Raw genomic sequence first — 26,850 nt, forward strand, 5'->3', positions numbered from 1 at the left:
GGTGGCGTTGACCCCTCGCAGCAGCACTCCCTGGTTGCGGACGTCACGGAAGCCCATGTCGTGCAGGGCCCCGGCGGCCTTGGCGACCAGCGGGGTGAGCTGGTTGGCGTGGTTGACGTGGGTGTGCAGGGCCAGGTCGACGCCGCGGTCGTTGGCCTTGGCGGCCAGGCGGGCCAGGCCGGCCAGGACGTCGTCCTGGAGGAAGTGCTGGGGCAGGCCCATCAGCCCCTTGGAGGCCAGCCGGATGTCGCGGATGTTGTCGATGTCGAGCAGGGCCGACACGAACTGCTCCAGGACCCGGATGGGCAGGTTGGCCACGTCGCCGCCGGACACGACCACGTCGCGCACGCTCGGGGTGCGGCGCAGGTAGTCGAGGATCTGCTCGTGACGGGCCGGCTGCTTGATCTCGAACTTGTACTTGGCCACCTGCGGGGTCGAGTTGCCGACCAGGTCCATGCGGGTGCAGTGGCCGCAGTACTGGGGGCAGGTGGGCAGCAGCTCGGCCAGGACCTTGGTGGGGTAGCGGTGGGTCAGGCCCTCCACCGCCCACATGTCGGCCTCGTGCAGGCTGTCGCGGGCCGACAGCGGGTGGCTGGGCCACTCGGGGTCGCGGTCGTCGAAGGCCGGGAGCATGTAGCGGCGCACCGGGTCGGCCCACAGGTCCCGCTCGTCCATGGTGTTGAGCATCTGGGGCGGGAGCAGCATCGACATGGTGGCCCGCTCGGCCTGGTCCCGCTCGACCGAGGCGAGCAGGTCGGCCGGGAACAGATCGCCGTACACGGCCAGCAGCTGGCGGAGGTTCTTGACGGTGTGGGCCCGCTGCCACTGGGCCGTCTCCCACTCGGCCCGGGTCACGTCCCTGAAGCCGGGGAGCCGGGTCCAGTCCGGCTCGGTCCACTCGCGCTCGAGCGGGTAGGTGAACGGCTGGGAGGCCGCGTGGGCCTTCGGGACACGGGAGAAGAAGGGTCCGGGATTGGTGGTCTGCGCCATCGGTGGTGCCTTTGCGTCCGCAGGTGCCTGCTCGGCCTACCGGCAGGGTCCTTCGCAACCTGGGCCCGCTCCGGCTGGGCCCTAGGCCGGCGCTGGCCCGGGACGGTGGACCCGTCGACCGGGGGCGGCGCGGCCGCGATGCCACGATAGCAGACGGGGCATGGGCGCAGAACTGCTTGGAGCCGCCTTCGGCGGCGGCCCAGTCCACTCCGACCGCCAGAATCGGCGGTCGGCTAGAGCCGGTCCAGCACCTGGGCGTAGCCGCGTTCGTAGCTGACCACGTCGGGCAGGAGCACGTGGAAGGCGGCCCCGCCGCCCCAGCGCTCGTCGACCCAGGCGTGGCCGCCGTGGAGGGCCGCGAACCGGGCCACCAGGGACAGGCCGATGCCGACGCCGCGGGCGTGGGCCATGGTCGGGGCGGGCTGGCCGTTCCCGCCGCGCCGGAACGCCTCGAAGATGGTGCCGGCGAGCTCGGCCGGCACCCCGGGTCCGGCGTCCTCGACGATCAGCTCCAGGTCGGCCCCCTTGGCCAGCGCCTTGACCCACACCCGGGTGCCAGGAGGCGTGTGCCGGGTGGTGTTGAGCAGGAGGTTCTCGACGATCCGCTCGACCTTGGGCCCGTCGATGAACGCCTGGATGGGCTCGGCCTCGATGTCGATCGGCCAGCCGGCGAGCTGGTCGACCTCGGTGACCACCCGGTGGACGAGCTCGCGGACGTCGGTGAGGGAGCGGTTGGGCTCCAGCACGCCCTCCTCGAGCCGATTGAGGTCGAGCAGGTCCTTGAGCAGCCGCTCCAGCTTCCGGGTCTTCTCGACCAGCATCGCGACCAGGTCAAGGGCCTGCTCCCGGGGCAGGTTGAGCCGGGTCCGCTCCAGGGTGACGGCGACCCCGAGCATGGCCGTGAGCGGGGTGCGCAGGTCGTGGGAGACGGCCCGCAGGAAGGTGTCCTTCATGTCGTCGGCGGCCCGCAGCCGGTCGGCCGCCTCGAGCTCGCGGCGCAGGCCGTCCTTGAGCTCCTGCTCGCGCTCGGACAGCTGCTCCACGGTGGCCCGGAGGCGGGCGTTGAGCTGGCGGTTCTCGATCAGGGCGACGATCTGCCGGGAGATGACCAGCAGCCCGATCATGGTGCCGGTGTAGACCAGGAACGGCTCGAACTCGCCGGTGACGATCTGGATGATCAGGGCGGTGACGGCGGCCACGACCAGCGGCGCGTACGGCAGGGCGAGCCGGGTGATCGACGGCTCCTCCTCGTCGTCGGTGCGGCGCAGCTCGGCCACGGTGGGCTTGAGGGCGGTGACGGCCAGCAGCAGCCAGCCCACCACCCAGCCGGCGTCGACCATGGCCCCGGTGGTGTAGGTGTCGGTTGGGATCCTGTAGGCGAAGCCGAGGTCGGCGATGAGCAGGGAGAACACCGCGGCGGCGATCATCGACAGGTGGATGACGCCGCGGCCGCGGGAGCGGGTGAGCAGCACCAGCACGATGGTCCCGGTCACGATGTCGCCCAGCGGGTAGGCCAGGCAGATGGCCCGCTCCAGGGTCGAGCTGGTGCCGTTGTCGCGGAAGGCGTCGCCGAGCACGGTGGCCCAGCCGAGGAACAGCAGGGAGGCGGCGATCAGCAGGCCGTCGAGCAGGGTCCGCAGGCGGGCCGTGGCCCGCATCGGGGCGATCGGGAAGGCCAGCACCCCGGCGATCAGCAGCGGCACCGCGGTCAGGTAGCCGACGTCGGCCAGCGACGGCACGCCCGGCTCCTCGCCGGTGCGCCATTCCAGGTAGGTCCAGATGACCTGGCCGAGGCCCCAGGCCAGGGCGGCCGAGCCGAGCAGGCGCCAGACGCGGTGCAGGGAGGCGGTCCAGGCCCGGCCGAAGCCGTAGGGGGTGCGGGTGGCGGCGCTGAAGCAGGCGCTGGCGGCGATCAGGGCGGTGCCCGCCTGGAAGAGGTTGCTGGCCAAGGTGGTGGTCGCCGAGCCGCCGATCCCGAGCCCGACCCAGACCAGGAACACGGCCGCCGCCAGCGCCGCGACGACGGTGACCAGGCCGAAGCTGCGCAGCTCCTTCCGGTCCTTGGCCTTGACCGTCACGGTTTCACCACGGGGCCCCACGAATGAGCTCGAAGCTGTGCAGTTCCTGAATGTCGCCAAAAGGGTGCAAGGCGAGTCCATACGATACACGAGCAGAGGGCGACGTTCCCGTCACCTGGTCACGAAGAACTAGGTATCCGGCGAGGTTGTCCTGCTCGACCATCGCCACCTTTCCCCCACGTTCCCAACCGCCAAACTCTACATCGTCGCGACAAGGGCGACCTAGACGCTTGGTTCTTGCCTGAACATAGCTGTCACTAACATCTTGGGGCGGCATTCTCGGCCATGACGTGCCAACATGGAAGGCCGCGCACGTCCCCGGGACGGGAGCCGCCCTTTGCACCGACCGCCACCGCCGTCCGCGCCCTTCGTCCGCCGCCTGCGGGCCGGAGGCGCCGCCGCGGTGGCGCTGCTGGTCTGGGCCGTCGCGGCGCCCGCGTTCACCCCGGGCGGGGCCCTGGCCGCCGGGCCGGTGGCCGCGACGGCCGGAGGCGCCATCGCGACCGGTGACCCCGACCCCGCCGAGTGGGCCCGTCTGCGCGTCCTGGCCTGGCAGCGGGGACGCGAGGCGGCGGCCACGGCCGGACGCGACCGGGCGGCGGCCCGGCGGGCGGCCGAGGGAGCCGGCGCCACCGCCACGCCCGCCTCCTGGGTGGTCCCGGCCGGAGGCGGCGCCACCATCCCCGCCCTCACCCTGCGCGCCTACCGCGAGGCCGCCGCCTGGGCGGCCGGGTTCGACCCGGACTGCCGGCTCTCCTGGACGGTCCTGGCCGGCATCGGCCGCATCGAGTCCAACCACGGCCTGTTCGGGGGGCCGGCGACCAGGTTCAGCGCGGCCGGGACGGTGAGCCCGAGGATCACCGGCCCGCCACTGGACGGCCGCGGGGTGGCCCGCATCCCCGACAGCGACGATGGCCGCTGGGACGGGGACGCGACCTGGGACCGGGCGGTCGGGCCGATGCAGTTCCTCCCGACGACCTGGCGGTCTCTGGGCCGCGACGGCAACGCCGACCGGGTCGCCGACCCCAACAACCTGTTCGACGCCGCGGTGAGCGCCGCCGGGTACCTGTGCCTGAGCGGCGACGGCGACCTGGTCGACCCGGCCCGGCTGCGCCAGGCGATCTACGCCTACAACCACTCCTCGTCGTACGTGGATGCGGTGCTCGGCTGGGCCCGCCTCTACCAGGGCGGGGTCACGGCCGGCCCGGCCGTGCCCGCCGGCCCGCCGGCCCCGGCCACGACCGCCGGACCGCCGGCCACCGGGGTGGGTGGCCAGCCCACCACGACCACCCGGGCGACCACCACCACCGACCCGCCGACCACGACCCGGCCGACCTCCACCACCCGCCGGCCGACCACCACCACCGAGCCGCCCACCACCACCCGTCCGCCGACGACCACCCCGACCACCGGCGCGCCCACGACCACCACCGAGCCGTGCCAGCCGACCACCACCAGCACCACCACCGACGGCTCGACGACCACGTCGTCGACCACCACCACGACCACGGCACCCGGCGGCTCGACCACCACCACGACGACGCTGCCGCCCTGCGAGGGGGCCTAGCGCGCCAGCTCGGCCTCCAGCAGCGGCTGGGCCCAGTCCAGGAACAGGGCGAGCATGTAGGGCGTCTCCGGCCAGGCGCGGCGGGCCGGACGGGTCAGGGTTCCCCAGAGGGAGCCACCGACCCCGGCCCCGTAGACGTCGTTGAATCGGTCGATGCGCCGGACCCAGCCCGGCCACCAGGTGGGGTCCCAGGCGATGCCGCCGCCGGACCGGCGGAAGGCGAGGCGGTTGACCGAGGCGAACGCCCGCCAGCGCCAGCGCATGCCGGGCGGCCGCCCCGGGCGGCCCAGGTAGTAGGCGCGCAGGGCGGCCGAGAGGGGCTGGCCGGCGGCCAGGGCCCACTGGGCGCGCACGGCGAACACGTCGACGTCGCCGAGCAGGTCGGCGTCGGGCGCCGACATCAGGTAGTAGGCGTCCCGGTCGGGCGCGGGCAGCGGGCGCGACACCCTGGGGTCGGGGGCGCCCTCGAGGTGCCTGGTGGTCCAGACCGAGGCCATGCCGACGTCGGCCACCCAGCCGGTGGCGTCGATGTTGGGCACCCCGTAGGCCGAGAAGGGCACGGTCGTGCGGGGGTGGAGCAGGGCCTCCAGCCCGAGGAACAGGTGGCCGATGTCGATCTGCTCGCCCGAGGGGAGCAGCACGTAGGGGGCCGGGTTGTCGCCCATGCCGTTCTCGTCGGCCCGGGCCGTCAGGTGGCGGTGGGCGGTCCGGCCCAGCCGCGAGTTCCCGTGGAGGGTTCGGCCCCCGTGGGCGCGGGAGTCGGGTAGCAGCTGGGAGACGAGGAAGCCCGAGTAGTAGGTGTTGCGGACGCGCGACAGGAGGTCGGCTGGGCTGTCCTCGGGGAAGGCGCGCTCCGCCTCCTCCAGGTAGGCGACGAAGCGGTCGACCGGGATGACCGCCTCCGGCCCGGTCAGGGCGGCCGCCCGCGGCCGCGGGTGTGCCGTCCGCCGGGACCAGAGGCGCGAGGCGGTGCGGCCCCGGCCCAGCTCGGCCGCGCGCTTGGTCGCCGCCCACAGGCCGCGGCCCCGGCCGAGCGCCGAGCGGTCGGCCCGGACGTGGTGGACGGCGGGGAACAGGGTCCGGATGTCCGGGACGTGGAGCGGGATCGAGCCCGCCAGCTCCGCGATCCCGGCGGGCCGCGAGAGCACGACGCGCAGCGGTGGGGGAGCGACCGGGAGGTCGGCCAGTGCCCGCTCGGCCTGCTGCTCCATCGCAGTTCTCCGGGCTCGGGTTCCCACCACGGGTTCGGTCGACGGACCCGTCTCAGACAAGCATGCCGATCAACGCTGAATCAGGCAATCTCGTACAAGAAAATATGTAGAAACCGTAACGAACGCGCTAGACCAGGCGGCGGTCGCTGGCCCAGCGGGTCAGCTCGTGGCGGCTGGACAGCTGCAGCTTGCGCAGCACCGACGACACGTGGGTCTCGACCGTCTTCACCGACAGGTGCAGGCGGCGCGCGACCTCCTTGTAGGTGAAGCCCCGGGCGATGTGGCGCAGGACCTCGCGTTCGCGGGCGGTGAGCTGATCCAGCTCCGGGTCGACGACGCCGGTGAGGTCGCCGTGGAAGGCGTCGAGCACGAACCCGGCCAGGCGGGGAGAGAAGACGGCGTCGCCGCTCTGGACCCGGCGGATGGCGGCGGCCAGGTCGTGCGGGGAGATGGTCTTGGTGACGTAGCCGCGGGCGCCGGCCCGGATCACCCCGATCACGTCCTCGGCCGCGTCCGACACCGACAGGGCCAGGAAGCGGATGTCCTGGTCGGTCTGGCGGACCGCCTCCAGGACGGCCCGGCCGCCGCCGCCGGGCAGGTGCACGTCCAGCAGCACCACGTCTGGCCGGGTGCGCCGGATGCCGTCGACGGCCGCGTCCACCTCGCCGGCCTCGCCCACGATCTCGAACTCGCCTCCCAGCTCGGCCCGGAGCCCCGAGAGGAAGAAGTGGTGGTCGTCGACCAAAAAGACGCGTGTCACGATGACTGGCTCCTCGGCAGGCGCAGCTGGACCTCGGTGCCCTCGCCGGGGCTGGAGAGGATGGTGACGGTGCCGCCGTGGCGGCGGATGCGGCCGCGGATCGAGTCGGCGATGCCGCGCCGGTCGGTGGGCACCTCCTCGGGGTCGAACCCCTTGCCCTCGTCGCGCACGAACCCGGTGAGCTCGTCCGGCTCGACCTCGACGTAGACCGACACCAGCGGCGCTCCCGAGTGCCGGGCGGCGTTGAGGGCCGCCTCCTGGCAGGCGTCCACCAGCGCCCTGGCCGCCTCGTCGAGTGGGGCGTCGCCGACGACCACGACGTCCACGGGCACGTTGTGGCGCTGCTCGACCCGGGTCGCGATCTCCTCGACGGCCGGGCGCAGCCGGCCCTCGGGCGCCGGCGCCCGGTAGAGCCAGGCCCGCAGCTCCCGCTCCTGGCGGCGGGCCAGGTTGACGACCTCCGGGGAGGCGTCGGCCCGCTGGATCAGGGCCAGGGTGTGCAGCACCGAGTCGTGCAGGTGGGCGGCCATCTCGGCGCGGGCCTCGGAGCGGATCCGGCCGCGGCGCTCCTCGGCCAGCTGGGAGGCCAGCCGGGTCGCCCACGGGCCGAAGATGAGGCCGAGCCCGATCAGGGTGATGGCCACCCCGAGCAGGGCGTCGCCGGCCGCGGCCAGGTCGGCCCCGGTGTTGGCGAAGCCAAGGCCGAGGCCGCTGGCCACCAGCAGGCCGCCGACCACGATCCGGATCAGGCCGACCCGGCCGGTGAACATGGCCTCGATCGGGTTGCCGGGGATGCGGGCCCAGCGGGCCCGGTCGCGGTCGTCGCTGCGGGCCCAGATGACCGCCGAGCCGGCCGCGGCCAGGGCGATCGGCCACACGATCTGGTCGCCGAACCACAGCCCGACCTCGCGCAGCAGCAGCATGGTCCCGAGCACGACCAGCCCGAGGGCGAAGGCCTGCTTGGCCGATGGCCGCCGGACCGGCCGGGCCCTGGCCACCTCGTCGTCCGGCTCGACCGAGACCGCCCAGGCGAGCAGGTAGAGCACGACCCCGGACCCGCCGGCGATGGCCAGCACGGCGAAGGCGACCCGGATCAGGACCGGGTCGACGCCCAGCCGCTCGCCGAGCCCGCCGGCAACGCCCAGCAGCACCCGGTTGCTCCGGCTGCGGACGATGGCCGCCGAACTGGCCGGCCGCTGTGGGACCTGGGTGGCCGTGGGAGTTCGCCTCCATGCGCGTGGTGCCTGGAGGCCATGGTGGCACGCGCGCGACGGCCCGGCCATGGGGGTCGACCCTGAGCGGCCGGGGAGCGGGTCGGGGATCGGCCAGGGTGATCCCCGATGGCGGCCGCCCCGGCGGGGGAGCAGGCTGCAATCGCAAGGTCCCATCGTCGTGAGGAGCACCCGCCATGTCCGAGCGTCCCCCCGAGGTCCCGCCAGGGGAACCGGCGCCACCCCCGACCGCCCCGCCAACCGCGGCCGTTCCGCCGCCTGCCGCGGCGACCGCGACCGAGGCGCCGCGGCCGATCGACCCGCCGCCCGGCGCCACCATCCCGCCGCCTGCCGCGGCGCCCGGCGCCGCCGTGCCGCCCGGGGCCGTCCGGCGGCTGACCCGGCGCACCGACAACCGCGTCATCGCCGGTGTGGCCAGCGGCATCGCCGCCTTCCTTGGCATCGAGCCCTGGATCGTCCGCATCGGCTTCGTCGTCCTGGTCCCCTTCGGAGGCTTCGGCGCCCTCGCCTACCTGATCGCCTGGCTGCTGGTGCCGGTCGAGGGAACCGGCCGGTCGCTCGCCTCCGCCGTGGTCCGCCGCCCGCCCAGCGGCTGGCGCAGCTACGTCGGGGTGGCCCTGATCCTGCTGGCCGTGGCCATCCTGGCCAGCGCCTTCTCCGAGCCCGGAGTGATCTGGGCGATCGTGCTGATCGCGTTCGGGGTCTTCCTGTTCCGCCAGGACGACCCCGAGCCGCCCGACCGCCGACCGCCGACCGGCGGCGGTCCCGGCCCCGGCTCGGCCGTGGCCACGGCCCCGCTCCCGCCGGCCCCGCCGGTGAGCACCACGACCACCACCGCGCCCCTGGCCCCGCCCGCGCCCGACCAGGACCCGACCACCCCAACGGCCGACCTGCCCGTCTGGCCGCCGCCGCCACCGCCGCCCGCCCCCGCGGCCGCCTGGGGCCCGCCGCCCCCGCGGCGGCCGCGGCGGCGGCCGTTCCTCGGCCCCCTCACCTTCGCCGTCGCCCTGATCGTGACCGGGCTGGCCCTGGCCCTCGACAACCTGGACGTGGTCGACCTCACCTTCGGCCAGGTGCTGGCCGTGTTCCTGACCGTCCTGGGAGGCGGCCTGCTGGTCGGCACCTGGTGGGGCCGGGCCTGGGGGCTGATCCCGGTCGGCCTGCTGGCCGTGCCGGTGGTCGCCATCGCCGCCCTGGCCGGCTCCGTGCCCGTCGAGGGCGACGTGGCCGAACGCCTCTTCCAGCCCAGGACCGCGGCCGAGGTCCGGCCCAGCTACCGCCTGACCGGCGGCGAGCTGATCCTTGACCTGTCCGACGTCGACTTCGGGCCGGGCGCGCCCCCGGTCCAGGCCAGCGTGGCCGGCGGGCGGCTCCTGGTGGTGCTGCCCGACGAGGTCGCGGCCGACATCCGCGGGCGGGTCGGGGTCGGCAGCCTCGACCTGCTCGGCGAGGTTGACAGCGGCGCCCAGGTCGACTCGACCGTGACCAGGCCGGCGGCCACCCGGCCGGCCGAGGGCGACGCCCCCACCGTCAGGCTCGACCTCCAGACCGGCTTCGGCGTGATCGAGGTCCGCCGGGCGAGCGATCCCCGCCCCTTCCAGGAGGCCGGCCCGTTCGAGGACAGCTTCCCCGAGCGGCCCGAGCGGCCCGCCCGCCCCACCGCCCCTGAGAGCCCATGATGCGCCCCCACGACGACCTCCCCGGAGGTGCCACGATGCCCCCGCTGGACGACCCACCCGGAGGCTCCACCATGCGCCCGCAGGAGCGCCTCACCGGCGGCCCCATGCGCCGCCACGACCTCGACCCCGTGTCGCTCGTCTTCGGCTTCGCCTTCACCGGCCTCGGCCTCCTGCTCCTGATCGGCCAGGCCGACCAGGCCCTGCGCCTCCGCTGGGTCTGGCCCCTGCTCCTGCTCGCCCTCGGCGCAGGCATCCTCCTCGACGTCACCCGCAACCGCAGCCGCCCCGACCCCGACGCCGAAGCCACTCCCACCACCCCGGAGCCCGCCTTCGCTCCCGACCCGGACACGGACCCCGCCCTCACTCCCGACCCGGCCCCAGCTCCCACCCTCGCTCCCGGACCCGACGCGGACCCCGAGGTGGCTGTGGACGGCCGTGAGCAGCCTCGCTGACCGTCGGTTACCCTCCCGGTAGGGGCCCCGACAACCCGGGGTGGAACTGGTCCACGCCCTGAGAACCTGGGGTGGAGTGGCCGCATGGCGCGGGTCGACTACGACCGGATGGCGCCCGCCTACGTGACGGGGCGGGCCCTGCCGCCGGAGGGGATGGCGCCGTGGCGGGACGCGATCCGGCCCTGGCTGCCGCGGGACCTGGGGGACCGTTCCCCGGTGCTCGACCTGGGAGCCGGGACCGGGCAGTTCGCGGCCGCCATCGCCGGGTGGTTCGGGGTCGAGGTCGTCGCCGTGGAGCCGTCGGGCGGGATGCGGGCCCAGGCCGCCCGGGCCTTCCCCCACGGGGGCGTCCGGTGGGTCGCGGGGCTGGCCGAGCGGCTGCCGCTGGGGGACCGGACCTGCGCCTGGGCCTGGGTGTCGACCGTCGTCCACCACCTCGACGACCTGGAGGCGGCCGCGGCCGAGCTGCGCCGGGTGCTCCGGCCGGGCGCGCCCGTGCTGGTGCGCCAGGCCTTTCCCGGCCGCATGGACGAGATCTCCCTGTACCGCCGGTTCTTCCCGGCCGAGGCCCTCCAGGCGGTCGACCAGGTCAGCGCGACCAGCCTGGCCGCCTACCGGGACAAGGTCCGCCTCCGGGCCGACACCGGCCTGCGCCTGCTGCCCGACGACGAGTTCGCCGCCGGGCTGGCCGCCCTCGACCGGGCCGTGGAGGCGGAGACGTCCCCGGCCCCGGTCGTCGACCGGATCGACCTGCTGGTGCTGCGCCGCTGATCCACCGGAGGGCCAGGCTTGCGCCCCCCCGGACCCCGGCTAGGCGGTGGCCTGGGCGGAGCGCTCCTGGTCGAGGGCGACGTCGGCCAGGGCGCGGATGAAGGCCGGGGAGGTGTTCAGCAGCTCGATCCGGTTGAAGGCGAGACCGGCCTCCTCGGCCTCCTCCCGGGCGGCGACGTCGATGTCGTAGAGGATCTCCAGGTGGTCGGCGAGGAACTGGACGGGCACGACCAGCACCGCGGTGTGCCCGGCGGCCCGGAGGCCGGGAAGGAGGTCCTTGAGGTCGGGCTTGAGCCACTCCTCGGGGCTGTGGCCGGCCGACTGGTAGGCGAACTGCCAGCGCCCCCGGTCCAGGCCGGTCCGCTCGACCACGGCGTCGATCGTCTCGGCGATCTGGTCCAGATAGCCGGGGTCGCGGTCGACCACCGCCTTGGGCAGGCTGTGGGCGGTGAACAGCACCGGCACGCCGGCGTCCAGCCGGCCCAGGGCCTCGGTGACCCGCTGGGCCAGGGCGTCGAGGAAGGCCGGGGTGCGGTGCCACGGCCCGGCCAGGACGACCTCGGCGCCGGGCCCGAGCCGCCAGGCGGCCGCGTCCAGGGCCCTGCGGTAGCCGCCCATGATCACCGGCGACCACTGGGGCGAGAGGACGATCCCGACCAGTCGCCGCACCCCGGCGACGGCCAGCCGGGTCACCGCCTCGTCGATGGTGGGCTCGGAGTGGAGCATGCCGACCTCGACCCGGTAGCGGCCGGTCCCGTGGTCGGCGTCGAGCAGCCGCTGCAGCTCCGCCCCCTGCTCAGAGGTGATCCGGACCAGGGGCGACCAGCCGATCAGCCGGTAGCGGCGCTGGAACTCGGCCACCAGCTCCGGGTCGGCGTCCCGCCCGCCGCGCACGCTGCGCAGGTAGGCCGGGACCTCCTCGGCGGTGGCGGCCGAGCCGTAGGTCATGAGCAGGATGCCCGTGGGGGGGTCCGGGGGACCGCCGGGGTGGTCCCCCGGTGCGAAGGCCGGCGGCTCAGGGGTTGGCAACGGCGGTCCTCTCGGTGACCTGGTGGACGTGGGTGACCAGGCGGGCCAGGTGGTCGGAGGGAGAGTCGGGGAGGACCCCGTGCCCCAGGTTGAAGATGTGGCCGTCGCGGCCGCCGGCGGCGGCCAGCACCCGGTCGGCCTCGCGGACGACCACCTCGTAGGGGGCCAGCAGCACCGCCGGGTCCAGGTTGCCCTGGATCCCCTTGCCGGGCCCGATCCGCCGCCAGGCCTCGTCCAGCGGGACCCGCCAGTCGACGCTGATCAGGTCGCTGCCGGCGGCGGCCATCGCCTCGAGCAGCCCGACCGTGCCGGTGCCGAAGTGGATGGTCGGGACCCCGGTGGCCCGGACCGCCTCGAAGATGCGCCGCGACCAGGGCAGGACGGCCGCCTCGTACTCGCGCCGTCCCAGGTCGCCCATCCAGGAGTCGAACAGCTGCACCACCTGGACGCCGGCGGCCACCTGGGCGCGCAGGTAGCGGATGGTGACCTCGGTCAGGGTCTCCATCAGCCGGTGCCAGAGCACCTCGTCGCCGTAGAGCAGGGCCTTGGCCCGGGCGTGCTCCTTGGAGGGCCGGCCCTCGATCAGGTAGGAGGCGACCGTGTACGGCGCCCCCGCGAACCCGATCAGGGCCGCCCGGCCGCCCAGGTCGCGGCGGAGCATGCGGATCGTCTCGAACAGCTCGGGGGTGGCCTCCTCGGCCTCGACGACCCGCAGGGCCTCGACGGCGGCGCAGTCCCGCACCGGCTGGTGGACGATCGGGCCGACTCCGGGGTCGATCGAGAACGGCACGCCCATGCCGAACAGCGGCAGCATGATGTCGGCGTACAGCACGGCCCCGTCCACCCCGAAGGTGTCCACCGGCATGGTGGTGACCTGCGCGCACAGCTCGGGGGTGCGGGTGATCTCGAGGATGCCGTGGCGCTCGCGCAGCCGCCGGTAGCCGGCCAGGCAGCGCCCAGCCTGGCGCATGAACCAGACAGGGGTGCGGTCGACCGGCTCGCCCCGGCAGGCGGCCAGCATCCGGGCTTCTCCCATGGGCCTCAGCGTAGGCGAACCTGGCCAGGTGGGCCACCACCGCCGAGCCGCGGCGCGGCTGTCCGGTAGGCAGCGGTACGGACGGGTACGGATGGCTCGTCAGGTGAACTGTTTACGAACCGGCGGGGAGTGGCAGAAGATCCGGGTGAGGAAGCCCGACGACACTTGGTCGCGGCCCGACCGCGGCGAAGGGGGCGGATGGCTTTGGAGACTCCACCCGACGGGTAGGCGGCGGACCACGCTCCCGGTGGCCCGCCAGATCGAACGTCCGCCGGCCGACGGCCACTGAACTGCTCACCCCGCGGCGGCCGCGAATCCTCCACCGGCCCGACCGCGAACGCCGGCATCCACCGCCGGCCGACGGACGATCAACGGCCCCCGCGCCAGGCGCGGGGGCCGCTTGTTATCCACAGGCTGCATTTTTGCCAGCGGCCGAGGCTGTGCTATCGTCCGCTGCCAGCGTACGGTTCCCCCCATTCCGGACGCCCCCGCAGTTTTCTCGATCCGTGCCCCCGACGGAGGCGAGACGTGCCAAGATCCCGCGTTATCGCGGCCGGGTTGCTCATGGCCGCGCTGGTCCTCGGCGTGGCCGTGCCTGGAGGCGCCGACGATCTCGCGTCCGCGAAGAACCGCCAGAAGAAGATGCAGGCGGCGCTCGACGACGCCACCAGAGAGCTCAACCAGATCGAGAGCGAGCGGCACTTCGCCGAGCAGCGGCTCCAGGCCGCCAACGGCCGCCTCGGCATCGTCCGTGACGACCTGGCCAAGGCCAGGCGCGCCCTCAGCGGCCACGTGTCCTCCCTGTACAAGGCGGGCGGGACGCGGCCCCTGTCGGGGATCCTGGGCAGCAGCGCCGAGGTGGTCGTGAGCCGGGTCGAGTTCGAGACCATCCTGCAGGAGGGCCAGGTCGCGGCCGTGGCCGACGCCAAGATCGCCTTCGACAGCTACGAGGCCGCCATCAAGGACGTCAAGGCGGCCATGAGCCAGATGAGCCGGCTCGAGGCCCGGTCCAAGAAGACGGTCGACAAGCTGGCCAGGGACTTCGAGAAGGCCAAGCAGGTCGCGGACAAGCTGGCCGGGTTCAACACCACCCACCTGGTGAACGGGCGCTTCGTGTCCTGCCCGGTCTCCAAGCCCTACTCGTTCATCGACTCCTGGGGGGCGGCGCGGTCAGGGGGCCGGGCCCACAAGGGGACCGACATCATGAACCCCCACGGCAACAAGGTGCACGCCATCGTCGACGGGGTCATCAGCCGCCAGTCGACCAGCTCGCTCGGGGGCATCAGCCTGTACCTGCAGGGCGCCGACGGCAACGAGTACTACTACGCCCACCTCTCCCGGTACGCCTCGAGCACCGGGCAGCGGGTCAAGGCGGGCGAGCTGATCGCCTACAACGGCGCCACCGGCAACGCCGCCTGGACCGGGCCGCACGTCCACTTCGAGGTCCACCCCGGCGGAGGTAGCCCGGTCAACCCCTACCCGTTCGTCAAGGCCGCCTGCGGCTAGCCTCCCGGCGGACCCGCTCGACGGGCCGGCCGGGCTCCGGTTAGCGTCCCCCACCGGGGGACCCGGCACCGGCGGGTTCGGGTGAGCCGAGCGCGGGGTCGGGTGAACCATGCCCGGAGCGGTGGTGCGGGACCGTATCTGGCGCGCCCCAGCGCCCTCCCCGTGCGCTAGCGTGTCCGCCGTGGCCCTCCCCGACCGCCTCGTCGACCAGCCGACCAGCGACGGCGTCCCGTCGCCGCCTCCCGGGGGACGCTGGCGGACGCCGCTGCGCCTGGCCGTTGCCGGCCTGTTCCTGGCCGTCGTCGCCGTGGTCCTGGCCGGGCAGTGGCGGCAGGCCTGGCCCCTGCTGGGCCGGCTGTCGGTGCCGGTCGTGCTCGCCGCCTGGGCCCTGGTGCTGGCCGGGATCTACGCCACCTTCCGCTCCTGGCGGGCCGCCCTGGCCGCCCTGGGCGGCAGCCTGCCCCACGCCGGGGGCATGCGGGTGTTCTACCTTGGCCAGCTCGGCAAGTACCTGCCCGGCACCATCTGGCCGGCCGTGACCCAGATGCGGCTGGGCCGCGACTACCGGGTGCCGCCGCGGGCCTCGGGCGCGGCCGTGGTCGTGTTCATGCTCATGCTCATCGGCAGCGGCCTGCTGGTCGGGGTCGCGGTGATCCCGCTGCTGGGCCGGGACGCCGTCGACGAGTACCGCTGGCTGGTGCTGGTCCTGCCCCTGCTGGCCCTGGCCCTTGCCCCGCCGGTGCTGAACCGGGTCCTGGCGACGGCCCTGCGGGTGGCCAGGCGGCCGCCCACGCCGGCGCCGCTGTCGCTCGGGGGCATCCTGCGGGTGGCCGGCTGGGCGCTCGTCTCCTGGCTCTGCTACGGCGTCCACGTGTACCTGCTCGTCCGCCAGCTCGGGGTCGACGGCGGGGTGCTGCTGTGGCTCCAGTGCACCGGCGCGTTCGCGGCCGCCTTCGCCAGCGGCCCGTTGCTGCTGGTCGTCCCCGCCGGGGCCGGGGTGCGCGAGGGCGCCCTGCTGCTGCTGCTCGGCTCGACCGTCGGCGCGCCGGTGGCGGCCGTGGTCGCGGTCGTCTCCCGGCTGCTGTTCATCGTGGGCGACCTGGCCTGGGCCGCCGTGGCCGTGCTGGCCGCCCGCCGCCTGGTCAGGCCTGCTGGGACGCTTCCTCGTCCCTGGTGACGCGCACCTCGTCGGCCAGGGCCTTCCAGGAGACCCAGAGGACGGCCTCGATCCGGTCCCAGTCGTCGCCGGTGACCCCGACCTCGCGGCGGGAGGTGCGGTCCCGGATGGTCATGGCCTCGGCCCGGCGGGTGGCATGGGCCCAGCAGCGCTCGGCCGGCACCTGGTAGAGCTCGGCGGCCAGGTCGGCCAGGGCGGCCTCCAGGTCGCCGGGCGGGTGGTCGTCGGCCTCGCGGTGCACGATCCACCACTCCAGTTCCAGCTCGGCCGCCCGCCAAGGATCAAAGGGGACCTCGCTGACGGCCCGGATGCCGGCGTAGTAGCGCTCCAGGTAGGGGAGGGCGCGCCGGTAGTCGGCGTGGGTGGCGCCGACCTGGAACACCGCCGCCGCCCGGGCGGCCAGGCCGGCCAGGGTCACCGCCCGCAGCGGCTGGAGGTGGAACTGGCCCTGGAGCAGGGCCACCAGCTGCCCGAACAGCGGCAGCCGGCGCCGGTCGTAGTAGGAGCGCCACATGGCCGTCTCCAGCCGGGCCACCTCGTCGGGGTCGAACTCCCGGATGTCGACCCGCCGGGGTCGGGCCAGCTCGGCCACCGCCCACCCGGCCCCTCCGGCGGCGGCCGCGACCAGCACCCACCCGGATTTCCTCACGCGGGGGACGCTACCGCGCCGCCGCCTCCCAGGCCAGCCCCCGGAGCGTGGGTGCATCTGGTTGTCCACAGCCCCGGCCGTTCGAGGACAATGACCCCGTGCTGCTCGACGAGGTCGCCGGGACGTCCGCCGCCGTGGCCGCCAGCTCCGCCCGCCTGGCCAAGGTGGAGCGGCTGGCGGCCTGCCTGGGGCGCCTGGAACCGGGCGAGGCCCACCCGGCGGTGGCGTTCCTCTCCGGCGAGCTGCGCCAGCGCCAGATCGGGGTCGGCTGGGCGGCGCTGCGGGACGCCCCCGCCCCGGCGGCCACGCCGACCCTCACCGTGGCCGAGGTCGACGCCGCCTTCGAGCGGATCGGCCGCGTGGCCGGCCCGGGGTCGCAGGCCGAGCGGCGGCGGCTGCTGGGCGAGCTGTTCTCGCGGGCGACCGCGGCCGAGCAGCGGTTCCTGGTCGGGCTGCTCTCCGGCGAGCTGCGCCAGGGCGCCCTCGAGGGGGTGATGGTCGAGGCCGTGGCCAGGGCCGCCGGGGTCGCCCCGGCCGAGGTGCGGCGGGCCTTCATGCTGGGCGGCGCCCTCGGCCCGGTGGCCGCGGCCGCCCTGGCCGCCGGCGTGCCCGCCCTGCGCGAGTTCCACCTGGAGGTCGGCCGCCCCCTGCAGCCGATGCTGGCCTCGACCGCGGCCAGCATCGAGGCGGCCATGGAGAAGGTCGGGGAGGCCGGGGTCGAGTGGAAGCTGGACGGCACCCGGGTCCAGGTGCACCGGGCCGGGAACGAGGTGGCCGTGTTCACCCGGACCCTGGACGACATCACCGCCCGCGTGCCCGAGGTGGTGGCCGCCGCCCTGGCCCTGCCGGTGGGGGCGGCCGTGCTCGACGGCGAGGTCATCGCCCTGCATCCCGACGGCCGCCCCCACCCGTTCCAGGTCACGGCCAGCCGGGTCGGGAGCCGCCTGGAGGTCGAGCGGCTGGCCGCGACCCTTCCCCTCACCGCGTTCGTGTTCGACCTGCTCCACCTGGACGGTGAGGACCTGATCGACCGGCCGGGGGCCGAGCGCCACGCCGCCCTGGCCGCCGTCGTCCCCGAGCCGTTGCGCATGCCCCGGACCGTCACCGCCGACCCGGCGGCGGCCGCGGCCTTCCTGGAGGACACCCTGGCCCGCGGCCATGAGGGCGTGATGGTCAAGTCGCTGGCCGCGACCTGGGAGGCCGGCCGGCGCGGGGCTGGCTGGCTCAAGGTCAAGCCGGTGCACACCCTCGACCTGGTCGTGCTGGCCGCCGAGTGGGGCCACGGCCGCCGCAAGGGCTGGCTCAGCAACCTGCACCTGGGCGCCCGCGACCCGGACGGCGGGTTCGTGATGCTGGGCAAGACCTTCAAAGGCCTGACCGACAAGCTGCTCACCTGGCAGACCGAGCGCCTGCTGGAGCTGGCCGTTGGCCCGACCGACGAGTACGTCGTCCAGGTTCGCCCCGAGCTGGTGGTGGAGGTCGCCTTCGACGGCCTCCAGACCAGCCCCCGCTACCCGGGCGGCCTCGCCCTCCGCTTCGCCCGGGTGCTCCGCTACCGCCCCGACAAGGGCCCCGAGGAGGCCGACACCATCGGCACGGTCCGGGCCCTCCACACCGGCTAGAGCGCCGCAGGGGCTCGGCCAGCTCGCGGGGGAAGAGTCGAGGAAGCCGTCGGGGTCGGGGCCGACCAGCTCGGCCTCCGGGTCGGTGGCGAAGATGGCGTCGCCGCGCTCGGCCGCCAGCCGCGCCGCCTCCGGCCCCCGATCACGACGGCGACCCGCGGCGGCGCTCGGGCAGGTCGGGCCACCCGCGCCTTCGGCAGCGACCAGCAGTCGATCCAGGCCCGCTGCGCCCGGGGGAGTAGCGGCCGTCGGGCCGCTACTCCCGCCGGGGTAGGTAGGCCACCCGCCGGCGGTCGATGACGGCCGCCGGGCCGGTGGCCTACCGTTCCTCCCATGCGCACCACCAGCGAGGTACCCACCCGGCCGGACCGGGGTCTGTTCGGGATCGTCCCCCCGGGCCGGCCGACCGACCTGGCCGTGGCCGCGCTGACCGGGGTTGCCCAGCTCGCCCTGACCACCGGGGCGGCCCGGGGCCAGCCGGACCGCCAGCCGCTGGACCTGCTCGCCTACCTGCTGCTGGCCGCCGGGCCGCTGGCCCTGGTGTGGCGCTGGCGCTCCCCGGTCTGGGTGCTGGCCGCGGTGATGGCCTCCAACGTCCTCTACTTCGCCCTCGGCTACCCCTACGGGCCGGCCTGGCTGTCGCTGATCGTGGCCATCTGGACCGCGGTCACGGCCGGGGCCCGGCGGGCCGCCTGGATCACCGCCCTGGCCGGCCTGGCCGCCTACTTCGCCCTGGCGGCGCTCGTCGGGCGGGCCGAGCCCGTCACCCCGCTGTCGGTCGCCGCCCACCTCGGCTGGCTGCTGCTGGTCCTGGTCGCGGCCGAGGTGGCCACGGCCGGCCGCCAGCGCCGCCAGGCCGCCGAGCGGTCCCGGGCCGAGGAGGCGAGGCGGCGGGCCGGCGAGGAGCGCATGCGCATCGCCCGGGAGCTGCACGACGTGCTCGCCCACAACATCTCCCTGATCAACGTCCAGGCCGGCGTGGCCCTGCACCTGATGGACGAGCAGCCGGGCCAGTCCCGCAGCGCCCTTCAGGCCATCAAGCAGGCCTCCAACGACGCCCTCGGGGAGCTCCGCTCGGTCCTGGACGTGCTCCGCCAGGGCGACGAGGCGCCGCCCCGCGCGCCCGCCTCCGGCCTGGCCCAGCTGGACAGCCTGGTCGCGGGGGCCGGCGCGACCGGCCTGGAGGTGCGCACCCGGGTCGAGGGGACGCCGCGGCCCCTGCCCGCCGGGACCGACCTGGCCGCCTACCGGATCGTCCAGGAGTCGCTCACCAACGTGACCCGCCACGCCGGCCCGGCCAGGGCCAGCGTCCGGATCGCCTACGGCGAGAAGGACCTGACCGTCCAGGTCGACGACGACGGGCGGGGGCCGTCGGCGGCCAACGGCCCGGGTGGAAACGGCATCCGCGGTATGCGCGAGCGGGTCGTCGCCCTCGGCGGTGAGCTCACCACCGGGCCGCGACCGGGTGGCGGCTTCCGGGTCCGGGCCCGCCTCCCCATCGGCGCGGAAGGGGAGAGCAGATGATCAGGGTCCTGCTGGCCGACGACCAGGCGCTGGTCCGGGCCGGGTTCCGGGCCCTGCTGGACGCCCAGGAGGGGATCGAGGTGGTCGGCGAGGCGGCCGACGGCGACGAGGCGGTCGCCCTGGCCCGGTCCCTGCGGCCCGACGTCGTGCTCATGGACATCCGCATGCCCGGCCTCGACGGCCTCGAGGCGACCCGGGCGATCGCCGCCGACGAGCTCCTGGCCGGGGTCCGGATCGTCATCCTCACCACCTTCGACCTCGACGAGTACGTGTTCGAGGCCCTGCGCGTCGGGGCCAGCGGCTTCCTGGTCAAGAACACCGAGCCGGCCGACCTGATCCGCGGGGTCCGGGCCGTCGCCTCCGGCGACGCCCTGCTCTCGCCCGGGGTGACCCGGCGGCTGGTGGCCGAGTTCGCCACCAGGGCCCGGGAACCCCGCCCCACCCCCGAGCTGGACCAGCTGACCGACCGCGAGCGCGAGGTCATGGGGCTGGTCGCGGCCGGCCTGTCCAACGACGAGATCGCCGGCAAGCTGGTCATGAGCCCGGCCACGGCCAAGACCCACGTCAGCCGGGCCATGGTCAAGCTCGGGGCCCGCGACCGGGCCCAGCTGGTCGTGTTCGCCTACGAGTCCGGCCTGGTCCGCCCGGGCTGGCTCGCCTGACCGCCGGAACGAAAGGAGCGCTCCATGCGATCCACCATCACCGCCATCCAGATGGGCATCCGCGCCGTCTGGGTGGTCCAGCTCGCCCTCGGCCTGGCCTTCTGGACCGGCAATCTCCTTGGCCTGGTCGACCTGCACCAGCTCCTCGGGATCCTGCTCGTGCTCGCCCTGTGGACCCTGGCCGCCATGGCCCACCGGGCCGGCGTGCCCGGCGGCCTGGTCGCCGCGGCCGCCGTCTACGGCCTGATCGTGCCCATCGTCGGGCTCACCCAGCGGGAGCTGCTGCCCGGTTCGGCCCACTGGGTGATCGAGGTCGTGCACCTGCTGCTCGGCATCGGCCTCGTCGGCCTGGCCGAGAGGCTGGCTACCATGGCCAAGGCCCGGCTGGCCCCGGTCGCCTGACCCAGGACGGCCGGCGTGCCCGAGACCGTCGACGTCGCCGTCGTCGGGGGCGGCGTGATCGGGCTGTCGGTGGCCCGCGAGCTCCGACTGGCCGGAGTCGACCGGGTGGTCGTCCTTGAGCGCGAGGCGTCGGTCGGCCAGGGGTCGTCGTCGCGGGCCAACGGCGGCGTCCGGGCCCAGTTCACCACCCGGGCCAACGTCGAGTTCTCGGCCTTCTCCATCGCCGAGCTGGAGCGCCTGGACGCCGCCACCGGCCTGCTCGGCTTCCACCAGACCGGCTACCTGCTGCTGTGCGGCACCGAGGCGGGCGAGCAGGGCCTGCGGGCCGCATTCGAGCTGCAGCGTTCCCTCGGGGTGGACACCGCCTGGCTCACCCCCGCCGAGGCGCTGGAGCGGGTGCCGTTCGTGCGCCCCCAGGGGCTGCGGGCGGCCACCTTCCACGCCCGCGACGGCTTCCTCGACCCCCACGGCGTGGTCGCGGCCCTGCGCGCCGAGGCCGAGCGGCTGGCCGTCGAGGTCCGCACCGGCACCGAGGTGACCGCCATCGAGCCGGCCCCCGGCGGCCTCGACCTCCGCGCCGGCGACCGGGCCCTGCGGGCCGGCTTCGTGGTCAACGCCGCCGGGCCGGCCGCCGGCCGGGTCGCCGCCCTCGCCGGAAGCGACCTGCCGGTGGCCCCGGTGCGCCGCAATCTCGCCTACGTCCGCGAGCCGGACGGCCCGGGCGAGCTCATCCCCATGTGCGTCGACCTGGACACCGGAGTGCTGATCCGCCGCGAGGCCAGCGGCGGGTTCGTGGTCGCCTGGTCGGACCCGTCCGACCCCTCGTCCTGGGAGACGACCGTCGACCCGAGGTTCCTGGAGCAGCTCGCCCAGCGGGTCGGCAACCGGTTCCCCCTGCTGGAGGAGCTGCCGCTGGACCCGCGGCAGTGCTGGGCCGGGCTGTACCCGGAGACCCCGGACCACCACGCCGTCGTCGGTCCCGCCCCGGAGGCGCCGGCGCTGCTGCACTGCGCCGGCTTCGGCGGCCACGGGGTGATGCACGCCCCGGCGGCCGGCCGGGCCGTGGCCGAGCTGGTCACCCTCGGCGGCTGCCGCACCTTCGACCTGCACCCGCTGCGCCCGGCCCGGTTCGCCGAGGGCGACCTGGTCGTGGAGACGGCCGTGTTGTGATGAGCAGGATGATTCAGTGATCCGAGTGCTTCTTCCCGCTCGCGTCCGCTCCCCGGTTGTGGTTTCTTGTCGTCCTTGATCGGAGCAGGGGGGGAGGTCGACCGTGGCCACTGAGGCCGCCAGCAGACATCGCCCACTTCGGCCTGATCGCCATGGGGGAACGGGTCGAGGCGCTGGGCGGCGGCTTCCGGGTGACGAGCGCATGAGCCCGCCCCGGGTGCTGGTCGTCGACGACCACGCCATGCTCCGGGAGGCCCTGGCCGAGCTGCTCGTCCAGGCCGGGTTCGAGGTCGCCGGCCAGGCCGCCGACGGCGCCGACGCGGTCGCGCTGGCCAAGCGGCTGGAGCCGGACGTGGTCCTGATGGACCTGCGCATGCCGGTCCTCGGCGGGCTCGACGCCACCCGCCTGATCAGGGACGCCTGCCCGGCCACCCAGGTGGTCCTGCTCACCGCCTTCGAGAGCCCGGCCCTGCAGCAGCAGGCCGAGGACGCCGGCTGCTTCGCCTACCTGGTCAAGGGCGCCCCACCGGGCACCATCCGCCTGGCCCTCGACCAGGCGGCGGCGGTCAGCCGCTCCCTGCTCCCACCGGCCGGGTCAGCGCCCGTCGACGCGTAGCACCGGCTCGGCGCCGAGGAAGCGGCCGACGTCGGCCGCCTCGGCCTCCAGCGCCGGCCGGGCCCCGCGCGGGAGCCGCCCCCCGAAGGGCTCGACGGTGAGCTCCAGCCGGTCGGGGGCGCGGCGGGCCCGCCAGGTGCCGGCCACGCGGCCGTCGACCACCACGGCGGGGTGGATCCAGCCGCCGCCGGCCTGGATCCGCCCGGCGAAGCCGGGGTCGAGGACCAGGTCGCGCCCGCGCCAGCCGAGCAGGTAGTCGTCGAAGCGGCCCAGCAGCCGCACCACCGGCCCGCCGGGACCGGCGGGGGGGTCCCCCGGTGGATCGGCGGCGACCGCGCCGACCGGGGCCCACAGCGGCCGGCCGTCCAGCGCCACCTCCTCCAGCTCATCGGCGACGAGGTCGAAGGCGCGCCGGGCCCGCCCGAGCGCCAGCCCGGACCAGGCGGCCAGGTCCTCGGGGGCGGCCGGGCCGTGGCCGCCCAGGTAGCGGCGGGCCAGCTCGGCCAGGGCCTCGTCAGGACCGAGGGTTCGGCCTGCGCCGGCCCATGCCTCCAGCAGCGCGTAGCTGGGCTCGTCGCCGTCCAGGTCGGGGCCGCGGCAGATCAGGCCGCGCATGGCCGCGTAGCCGATCAGGTGGGCCGGGGCCTGGCCCTTGGGCTCGATCTCCACCCCCTCGGCGGCGAGGCCGGCGACCACGTCGGCCCGGGGCAGCGGGCCGCCGGCCAGCACGGCCGGCAACGCGGCCAGGGCCCGCTCGCAGCGGGCGTCGTCCAGGCCGAGCTGGAGCCGCCGGCGCCGGTTGCCGGCCGCGAACCCGGGGCCGAGGAGGGCCACCAGCCAGCCGGCGTCCTCGGCGGCCACCATGTGCAGGGTGCCGCGCATCGCCCAGGTCCGGACCACCGACCGGTCCCGGTTGCAGGCCCGGCGCACCGCGTCGGCGTCCAGGCCGGTGCTGCGGGCCCGCACGGCCAGCCGGGACGCGGGCGTGTCCTGGGCCTGGAGCCCGCCCACGGCCCTGACCACCTCGGCCGCGTCGCCGGGCCGGCGCCCGGCCAGCCGCTGGGCCCGCAGGCGGAGCCGCCGGACCCGGTCCTCGGTGAGGCGCCTCACCGGCCGGACCGGAGGACCCGGCCGGAGCGGCGGCCGGTGAACCGGCCGTGCTCGACCACCAGGTCGCCGGCCAGGACCACGTGCTCGATGCCGGTGACGGGGACGTCGGGGTCGAGGTAGGTGCCGTCGTGGCCGACGGTGGCCGGGTCGAACACGCACAGGTCGGCCACCGCCCCCTCGGCCAGGAGGCCGCGCCCGTCCAGGCGGAACTGGCGGGCGCCCAGCCAGGTCGCCTTGCGGACGGCCTGCTCCCAGGTGAGGACGTCCAGCTCGCGGACGTAGCGGCCGAGCAGGCGGGGGAAGCAGCCCCAGGTCCGCGGGTGCTCGAGGCCGGTCGGAGGGCCGTTGTCGGACCCGACGCCGACCAGCGGGCTGGCCATGATGGCCCGCACGTCGTCCTCGCGCGCGAGGCGGACGACGATGGCGGCCGCCGGGTCGCCGGCGACCAGCTCGCAGAGGACGTCCCAGGGGTCGCGCCCCCCGGCCACCCCGGCCAGGGTGCGGCCGACCACCCCGGGGTCGCGGTGGCCGGTCAGCAGCACGTCGGCCGGGTCGGCCTCGACCCAGGCGCCGTCGCCGATCCCGCCCCGCTCGGCCTGGGCCCGCAGCGCCGCCCGGGTGCCCGGGTCGCGCAGCCGGGCCCGCATGGCCTCGGTGCCACCGGCGGCCACCGCCGGCGGCAGCAGCGCGCTCAGCACGGTCGCCCCGGCGTCGTACGGGTACTGGTCACCCTGGGCGTCGATCCCGTCCAGCCGGGCGGCGGCCAGCCGCTCCAGCAGCCGGCCGGCCGTGCCGTGGGCGGCCAGGCCGGCCGCCTTGCAGTGCGACACCTGCAGCCGGGTCCCGGCCGTGCCGGCGATCGTCACCGCCTCGTCGAGGGCCGCCTCCAGGTGGGCGCCCTCGTCGCGCAGGTGGGTCGCGTAGACGCCGCCGTAGGCGGCCGCCACCCGGGCCAGGGCGACCAGCTCGCCGGTGCCGGCGTAGCTGCCGGGCACGTAGATCAGCCCGCTGGACAGCCCGACCGCCCCGGCCTCGAACGCCTCGGCGGCCAGCGCCGCCATCCGCTCCGCCGCCCCGGGCCGCAGCCGCTCCTCCAGCCCGTTGGCGGTCAGCCGCAGGGTCCCGTGGCCGACCAGCAGGGCCAGGTTGTTGGCCGGCCGGGCCTGGTCGAGGCGGCCGGCCAGCTCCCCGAAGGTGGCCGGCTCGACCGGCACCCCGCCGGCCAGGCTGCTCCACAGGGCGGCCGCCACCTCGGCCGACCCCGGGTCGAGCGGGGCGAAGGTCAGCCCGTCGCAGCCGATGCGCCGCAGCCCGGCCGGCGGGTCGTCGCCGACCGCCACCACCCGCCGGCCCACCACGGCCACGTCGGCCACCCGCCCGGGGTTCCCGAGCCCGTCGAAGACGGTCCCGCCCTCGAGCAGCAGGCCTGCGCCGGTCATGGGCCGATGCTACCGGGGTGGGACGAGGCGGAGGCGGCCGGCCAGGGCGACCACCAGGCGCTGGTTGCCCTCGCTGGGGCCGCGCAGGGCGACGGTCACGAACGTGCCCCGGTCGGACCAGCGCAGCAGGACGCTCTCGGAGCTCCAGCCCTGGAAGCCCGCCGGGCAGGTGGCCAGCACGGCCGGCCGCCCGCCCAGCGCCGGGGTGGCGACCGGGCGCTGGGCCGGGCACCAGGACAAGGTCCCGCCGGCAAGGCGCCGTTGCGGCGTGGCCAGGATGGCCAGGGCGTCGAGGCTCCCGGGGGCGCCGGTGAAATCGGGCGGGACCACGAAGGCCTCCATCGGGAACCAGAGCAGCTCGTCCTGGCACGCCCCGGGCTCGGCCCCGTCGCACAGCCGCACCGGGACCGCGCCCGAGGCGGGGACGGGCGGCGTCGTCGTGGGCGCGGCGCGGGTCGTCCGGGTGGCGGCGGGGCCCGGGTCGGCGTCGAGCAGGCGGCCGGCGAGCACGAGGGCGCCGAGGAGGACGGCCGCGGCCACCACCCAGAGCAGCCTGGCGCCGGCGGCCGGCCCGGACGGGGGCCGGGGCGGGGTCACGGGGTGGGGCCGGTGGCGACCGGGCGGGACGGGTCGGTGACCCAGTTGCTCCAGGAGCCGGCGTACAGGGCGGCCGGGATCCCGGCGGTCTCCAGGGCGAGGACGAGGTGGGCGGCGACCACGCCGGAGCCGCAGTAGGTGCCGACCGGGGTGCCGGGGCCGGCGCCGGAGGCCTCGGCGGCCCGGCGCACGGCGTCGGGCGGGGCCAGGCCGTGCTCGCCGACGAGGTCGGCCATGGGCAGGCTGCGGGCGCCCGGGACGTGGCCGGCGACCGGGTCGACCGGCTCCTCGAGCCCCTGGTAGCGGGCCGGGGCGCGGGCGTCCAGGAGGACGCCGGCGGCGGCCAGGCGGGCGGCGCCGGCGGCGTCGAGCAGGGACCGCCCGCCGGGCCGGGCGCTGAAGTCGCCCGGGTCGGGGTCGGGGACCTCGGTGACGAGCGGGAGCCCGGCCGCCACCCAGGCGGGGAGGCCGCCGTCGAGCACGCGGACGTCGGGATGGCCGAACCAGCCGAGCAGCCACCAGGCCCTGGCCGCGCCGCCGGGCTCGCCCTGGTCGTAGGCGACCACCGGCCGGGCGGCGCCGACCCCGGCCCGGCGCATGGCCGCCTGGAACGCCGCCGGGTCGGGCAGCGGGTGGCGGCCGCCCTGATCCACCCCCCGGCCCGGCGGGCCGGACAGGTCGCGGTCGAGGTCGACGAACACCGCCCCGGGCAGGTGCCCCCGGTCGTAGCCGGCCCGGTCGGCACCGCCGGTGAGCTGCCAGCGGCAGTCGAGCGCGATGGGCGCGTCCGGTCCGGCCAGCTCGGCCGCGAGCTGGGGGGCGGTGACGAGCGGTCCTGACGGCACCACCCGAGCCTAGCCCACCGGCCGCGGCGGCTAGAAGCGGTGCCCCCGGACCCGTTCGATGTCGAAGGAGGCGGTGCTGGCGATGGCCATCACCGCCATCACCCCGGCCTGGACCGGGTCGGTGACGACCAGGTCGGCGTGGGAGGCGGCCGAGCCGGCCATGTTGAGGGACACGACCAGGATGCCGCGGGCCCGGATCTCGTCCACGGCCGCGGTCACCTCGCCGCCCATCAGCGAGCCGGCCAGGACCACGCACACCGCGCGGGGCAGCCGGGCCACGGCCCGGACGGCGTTGGCCAGGTTGGTCTCGCCGACGATCGGGATGGTGTCGACGCTGATCTTCTCGCCCCGGATGTTGTGCCGGTCGGCCTCGCCGATGGCCCCGATGGCGACCTGGCCGACCTGGGCGCCGGCCCCGACGACGATGATCCGCTTGCCCCAGACCTGGTACATGGTCGGCAGCCGCTGCAGCGACTCGACCACGTCGATCTCCAGGAACGACCTGGTCAGCCCCTCCGGGTCGTCGACGCCGTCCAGCTCCCAGTAGACGACGCTGCGGGCCCCGCGCTCGATGATCTCCACCAGCACGATGTCGCCGTCGTGGCGCAGGATCGCCGCCGTCATGTCGTGCAGCAGCCCCTTGCGGTCCCCGCCCTCGAGCAGCACGGCCAGCTGCGGCGCGCGCCGCAGCGGTCGCTCCTCCTCGTCCCGTTCGGGGCCGCCTGT

Annotated in this window: 25 protein-coding genes; 12 read left to right on the forward strand and 13 right to left on the reverse strand. The window is 75.7% G+C overall.

Annotated elements, in window-relative coordinates; all coding sequences use genetic code 11:
- Together VF468_03985 and VF468_03990 are read right to left on the reverse strand one after the other, a co-directional pair.
- Nucleotides 1-990: lysine 2,3-aminomutase (locus tag VF468_03985; protein ID HEX5877473.1), on the reverse strand; the 990-nt coding region annotated here is incomplete at its 3' end.
- Nucleotides 991-1,223: 233 nt separating this feature from the next.
- A complete protein-coding gene (locus tag VF468_03990; protein ID HEX5877474.1) occupies nucleotides 1,224-3,068 on the reverse strand; it encodes an ATP-binding protein in 1,845 nt (614 codons plus the stop codon).
- A gap of 337 nt (nucleotides 3,069-3,405) precedes the next feature.
- On the opposite strand from VF468_03990, the gene VF468_03995 reads away from it, so the two are divergent.
- Nucleotides 3,406-4,635: a lytic transglycosylase domain-containing protein gene (locus tag VF468_03995; GenBank protein ID HEX5877475.1), complete on the forward strand. Its 1,230-nt coding sequence runs from the start codon at nucleotides 3,406-3,408 to the stop codon at nucleotides 4,633-4,635.
- On the opposite strand, the gene VF468_04000 is transcribed toward VF468_03995, so the two are convergent.
- The 3 genes from VF468_04000 to VF468_04010 form a co-directional block, all read right to left on the reverse strand.
- The gene (locus VF468_04000) at nucleotides 4,632-5,846 is read right to left on the reverse strand and encodes a hypothetical protein (GenBank protein ID HEX5877476.1); all 1,215 of its coding nucleotides are present in this window, start codon (nucleotides 5,844-5,846) and stop codon (nucleotides 4,632-4,634) included. The genes VF468_03995 and VF468_04000 overlap by 4 nt on opposite strands.
- Before the next feature lie 127 nt (nucleotides 5,847-5,973).
- Nucleotides 5,974-6,606, reverse strand: a complete 633-nt coding sequence (locus tag VF468_04005) for a response regulator transcription factor (GenBank protein HEX5877477.1) — start codon at nucleotides 6,604-6,606, stop codon at nucleotides 5,974-5,976.
- Complete coding sequence (locus VF468_04010; protein ID HEX5877478.1) at nucleotides 6,603-7,994, reverse strand: PspC domain-containing protein; 1,392 nt, start codon at nucleotides 7,992-7,994, stop codon at nucleotides 6,603-6,605. The genes VF468_04005 and VF468_04010 overlap by 4 nt, the downstream gene beginning before the upstream one ends.
- A 20-nt stretch (nucleotides 7,995-8,014) precedes the next feature.
- Here VF468_04010 and VF468_04015 point away from each other — a divergent pair, with 20 nt between their 5' ends.
- From VF468_04015 to VF468_04025, 3 genes are all read left to right on the forward strand, one after another.
- Nucleotides 8,015-9,517, forward strand: coding sequence for a PspC domain-containing protein (locus tag VF468_04015; GenBank protein HEX5877479.1), 1,503 nt, complete (start codon nucleotides 8,015-8,017; stop codon nucleotides 9,515-9,517).
- A 35-nt stretch (nucleotides 9,518-9,552) separates the two neighbouring features.
- Nucleotides 9,553-9,969: a hypothetical protein gene (locus tag VF468_04020; GenBank protein HEX5877480.1), complete on the forward strand. Its 417-nt coding sequence runs from the start codon at nucleotides 9,553-9,555 to the stop codon at nucleotides 9,967-9,969.
- Between the two features lie 84 nt (nucleotides 9,970-10,053).
- Nucleotides 10,054-10,740, forward strand: coding sequence for a class I SAM-dependent methyltransferase (locus tag VF468_04025; GenBank protein ID HEX5877481.1), 687 nt, complete (start codon nucleotides 10,054-10,056; stop codon nucleotides 10,738-10,740).
- 39 nt (nucleotides 10,741-10,779) lie between these two features.
- On the opposite strand, the gene hemH is transcribed toward VF468_04025, so the two are convergent.
- Entirely contained in the window at nucleotides 10,780-11,769 is a 990-nt protein-coding gene (gene hemH / locus VF468_04030) for a ferrochelatase (GenBank protein ID HEX5877482.1), read from the reverse strand.
- Entirely contained in the window at nucleotides 11,756-12,805 is a 1,050-nt protein-coding gene (hemE, locus tag VF468_04035) for a uroporphyrinogen decarboxylase (GenBank protein HEX5877483.1), read from the reverse strand. Before hemE ends, hemH begins: the two co-directional genes overlap by 14 nt.
- Before the next feature lie 528 nt (nucleotides 12,806-13,333).
- Between hemE and VF468_04040 the strand changes: the two genes are divergently transcribed.
- Both VF468_04040 and VF468_04045 read left to right on the forward strand, forming a co-directional pair.
- Complete coding sequence (locus tag VF468_04040; GenBank protein ID HEX5877484.1) at nucleotides 13,334-14,311, forward strand: peptidoglycan DD-metalloendopeptidase family protein; 978 nt, start codon at nucleotides 13,334-13,336, stop codon at nucleotides 14,309-14,311.
- A 181-nt stretch (nucleotides 14,312-14,492) separates the two neighbouring features.
- Nucleotides 14,493-15,488, forward strand: a complete 996-nt coding sequence (locus tag VF468_04045; protein HEX5877485.1) for a lysylphosphatidylglycerol synthase domain-containing protein — start codon at nucleotides 14,493-14,495, stop codon at nucleotides 15,486-15,488.
- Here the strand turns inward: VF468_04045 and VF468_04050 are convergent.
- A complete protein-coding gene (locus VF468_04050; protein HEX5877486.1) occupies nucleotides 15,454-16,137 on the reverse strand; it encodes a hypothetical protein in 684 nt (227 codons plus the stop codon). The two genes, VF468_04045 and VF468_04050, sit on opposite strands and share 35 nt — an antisense overlap.
- A 98-nt stretch (nucleotides 16,138-16,235) precedes the next feature.
- Between VF468_04050 and VF468_04055 the strand changes: the two genes are divergently transcribed.
- From VF468_04055 to VF468_04080, 6 genes are all read left to right on the forward strand, one after another.
- The gene (locus tag VF468_04055) at nucleotides 16,236-17,759 is read left to right on the forward strand and encodes an ATP-dependent DNA ligase (GenBank protein ID HEX5877487.1); all 1,524 of its coding nucleotides are present in this window, start codon (nucleotides 16,236-16,238) and stop codon (nucleotides 17,757-17,759) included.
- Between the two features lie 333 nt (nucleotides 17,760-18,092).
- Nucleotides 18,093-19,283, forward strand: coding sequence for a sensor histidine kinase (locus VF468_04060; protein ID HEX5877488.1), 1,191 nt, complete (start codon nucleotides 18,093-18,095; stop codon nucleotides 19,281-19,283).
- On the forward strand, nucleotides 19,280-19,945 hold the full coding sequence (locus tag VF468_04065; protein HEX5877489.1) for a response regulator transcription factor: 666 nt from the start codon (nucleotides 19,280-19,282) through the stop codon (nucleotides 19,943-19,945). The genes VF468_04060 and VF468_04065 overlap by 4 nt, the downstream gene beginning before the upstream one ends.
- A gap of 24 nt (nucleotides 19,946-19,969) precedes the next feature.
- The gene (locus tag VF468_04070) at nucleotides 19,970-20,347 is read left to right on the forward strand and encodes a hypothetical protein (GenBank protein HEX5877490.1); all 378 of its coding nucleotides are present in this window, start codon (nucleotides 19,970-19,972) and stop codon (nucleotides 20,345-20,347) included.
- A gap of 15 nt (nucleotides 20,348-20,362) precedes the next feature.
- Nucleotides 20,363-21,517, forward strand: a complete 1,155-nt coding sequence (locus VF468_04075; GenBank protein HEX5877491.1) for an FAD-dependent oxidoreductase — start codon at nucleotides 20,363-20,365, stop codon at nucleotides 21,515-21,517.
- A 202-nt stretch (nucleotides 21,518-21,719) separates the two neighbouring features.
- Nucleotides 21,720-22,133: a response regulator transcription factor gene (locus tag VF468_04080; GenBank protein HEX5877492.1), complete on the forward strand. Its 414-nt coding sequence runs from the start codon at nucleotides 21,720-21,722 to the stop codon at nucleotides 22,131-22,133.
- Here VF468_04080 and VF468_04085 read toward each other — a convergent pair.
- The 5 genes from VF468_04085 to VF468_04105 are packed head-to-tail and all read right to left on the reverse strand — an operon-like array spanning nucleotide 22,113 to nucleotide 26,748.
- Entirely contained in the window at nucleotides 22,113-23,243 is a 1,131-nt protein-coding gene (locus tag VF468_04085) for a winged helix DNA-binding domain-containing protein (GenBank protein ID HEX5877493.1), read from the reverse strand. The two genes, VF468_04080 and VF468_04085, sit on opposite strands and share 21 nt — an antisense overlap.
- Entirely contained in the window at nucleotides 23,240-24,682 is a 1,443-nt protein-coding gene (locus VF468_04090; protein ID HEX5877494.1) for an amidohydrolase family protein, read from the reverse strand. Before VF468_04090 ends, VF468_04085 begins: the two co-directional genes overlap by 4 nt.
- 9 nt (nucleotides 24,683-24,691) lie before the next feature.
- Nucleotides 24,692-25,279: a hypothetical protein gene (locus VF468_04095; GenBank protein ID HEX5877495.1), complete on the reverse strand. Its 588-nt coding sequence runs from the start codon at nucleotides 25,277-25,279 to the stop codon at nucleotides 24,692-24,694.
- Nucleotides 25,276-26,124: a sulfurtransferase gene (locus tag VF468_04100; protein ID HEX5877496.1), complete on the reverse strand. Its 849-nt coding sequence runs from the start codon at nucleotides 26,122-26,124 to the stop codon at nucleotides 25,276-25,278. The genes VF468_04095 and VF468_04100 overlap by 4 nt, the downstream gene beginning before the upstream one ends.
- 30 nt (nucleotides 26,125-26,154) lie before the next feature.
- Entirely contained in the window at nucleotides 26,155-26,748 is a 594-nt protein-coding gene (locus VF468_04105; protein HEX5877497.1) for a DUF5612 domain-containing protein, read from the reverse strand.
- Between the last annotated feature and the right edge of the window lie 102 nt (nucleotides 26,749-26,850).

This window comes from Actinomycetota bacterium, from assembly GCA_036280995.1.
In the GTDB taxonomy this organism is placed as follows: Bacteria; Actinomycetota; CALGFH01; order CALGFH01; family CALGFH01; genus CALGFH01.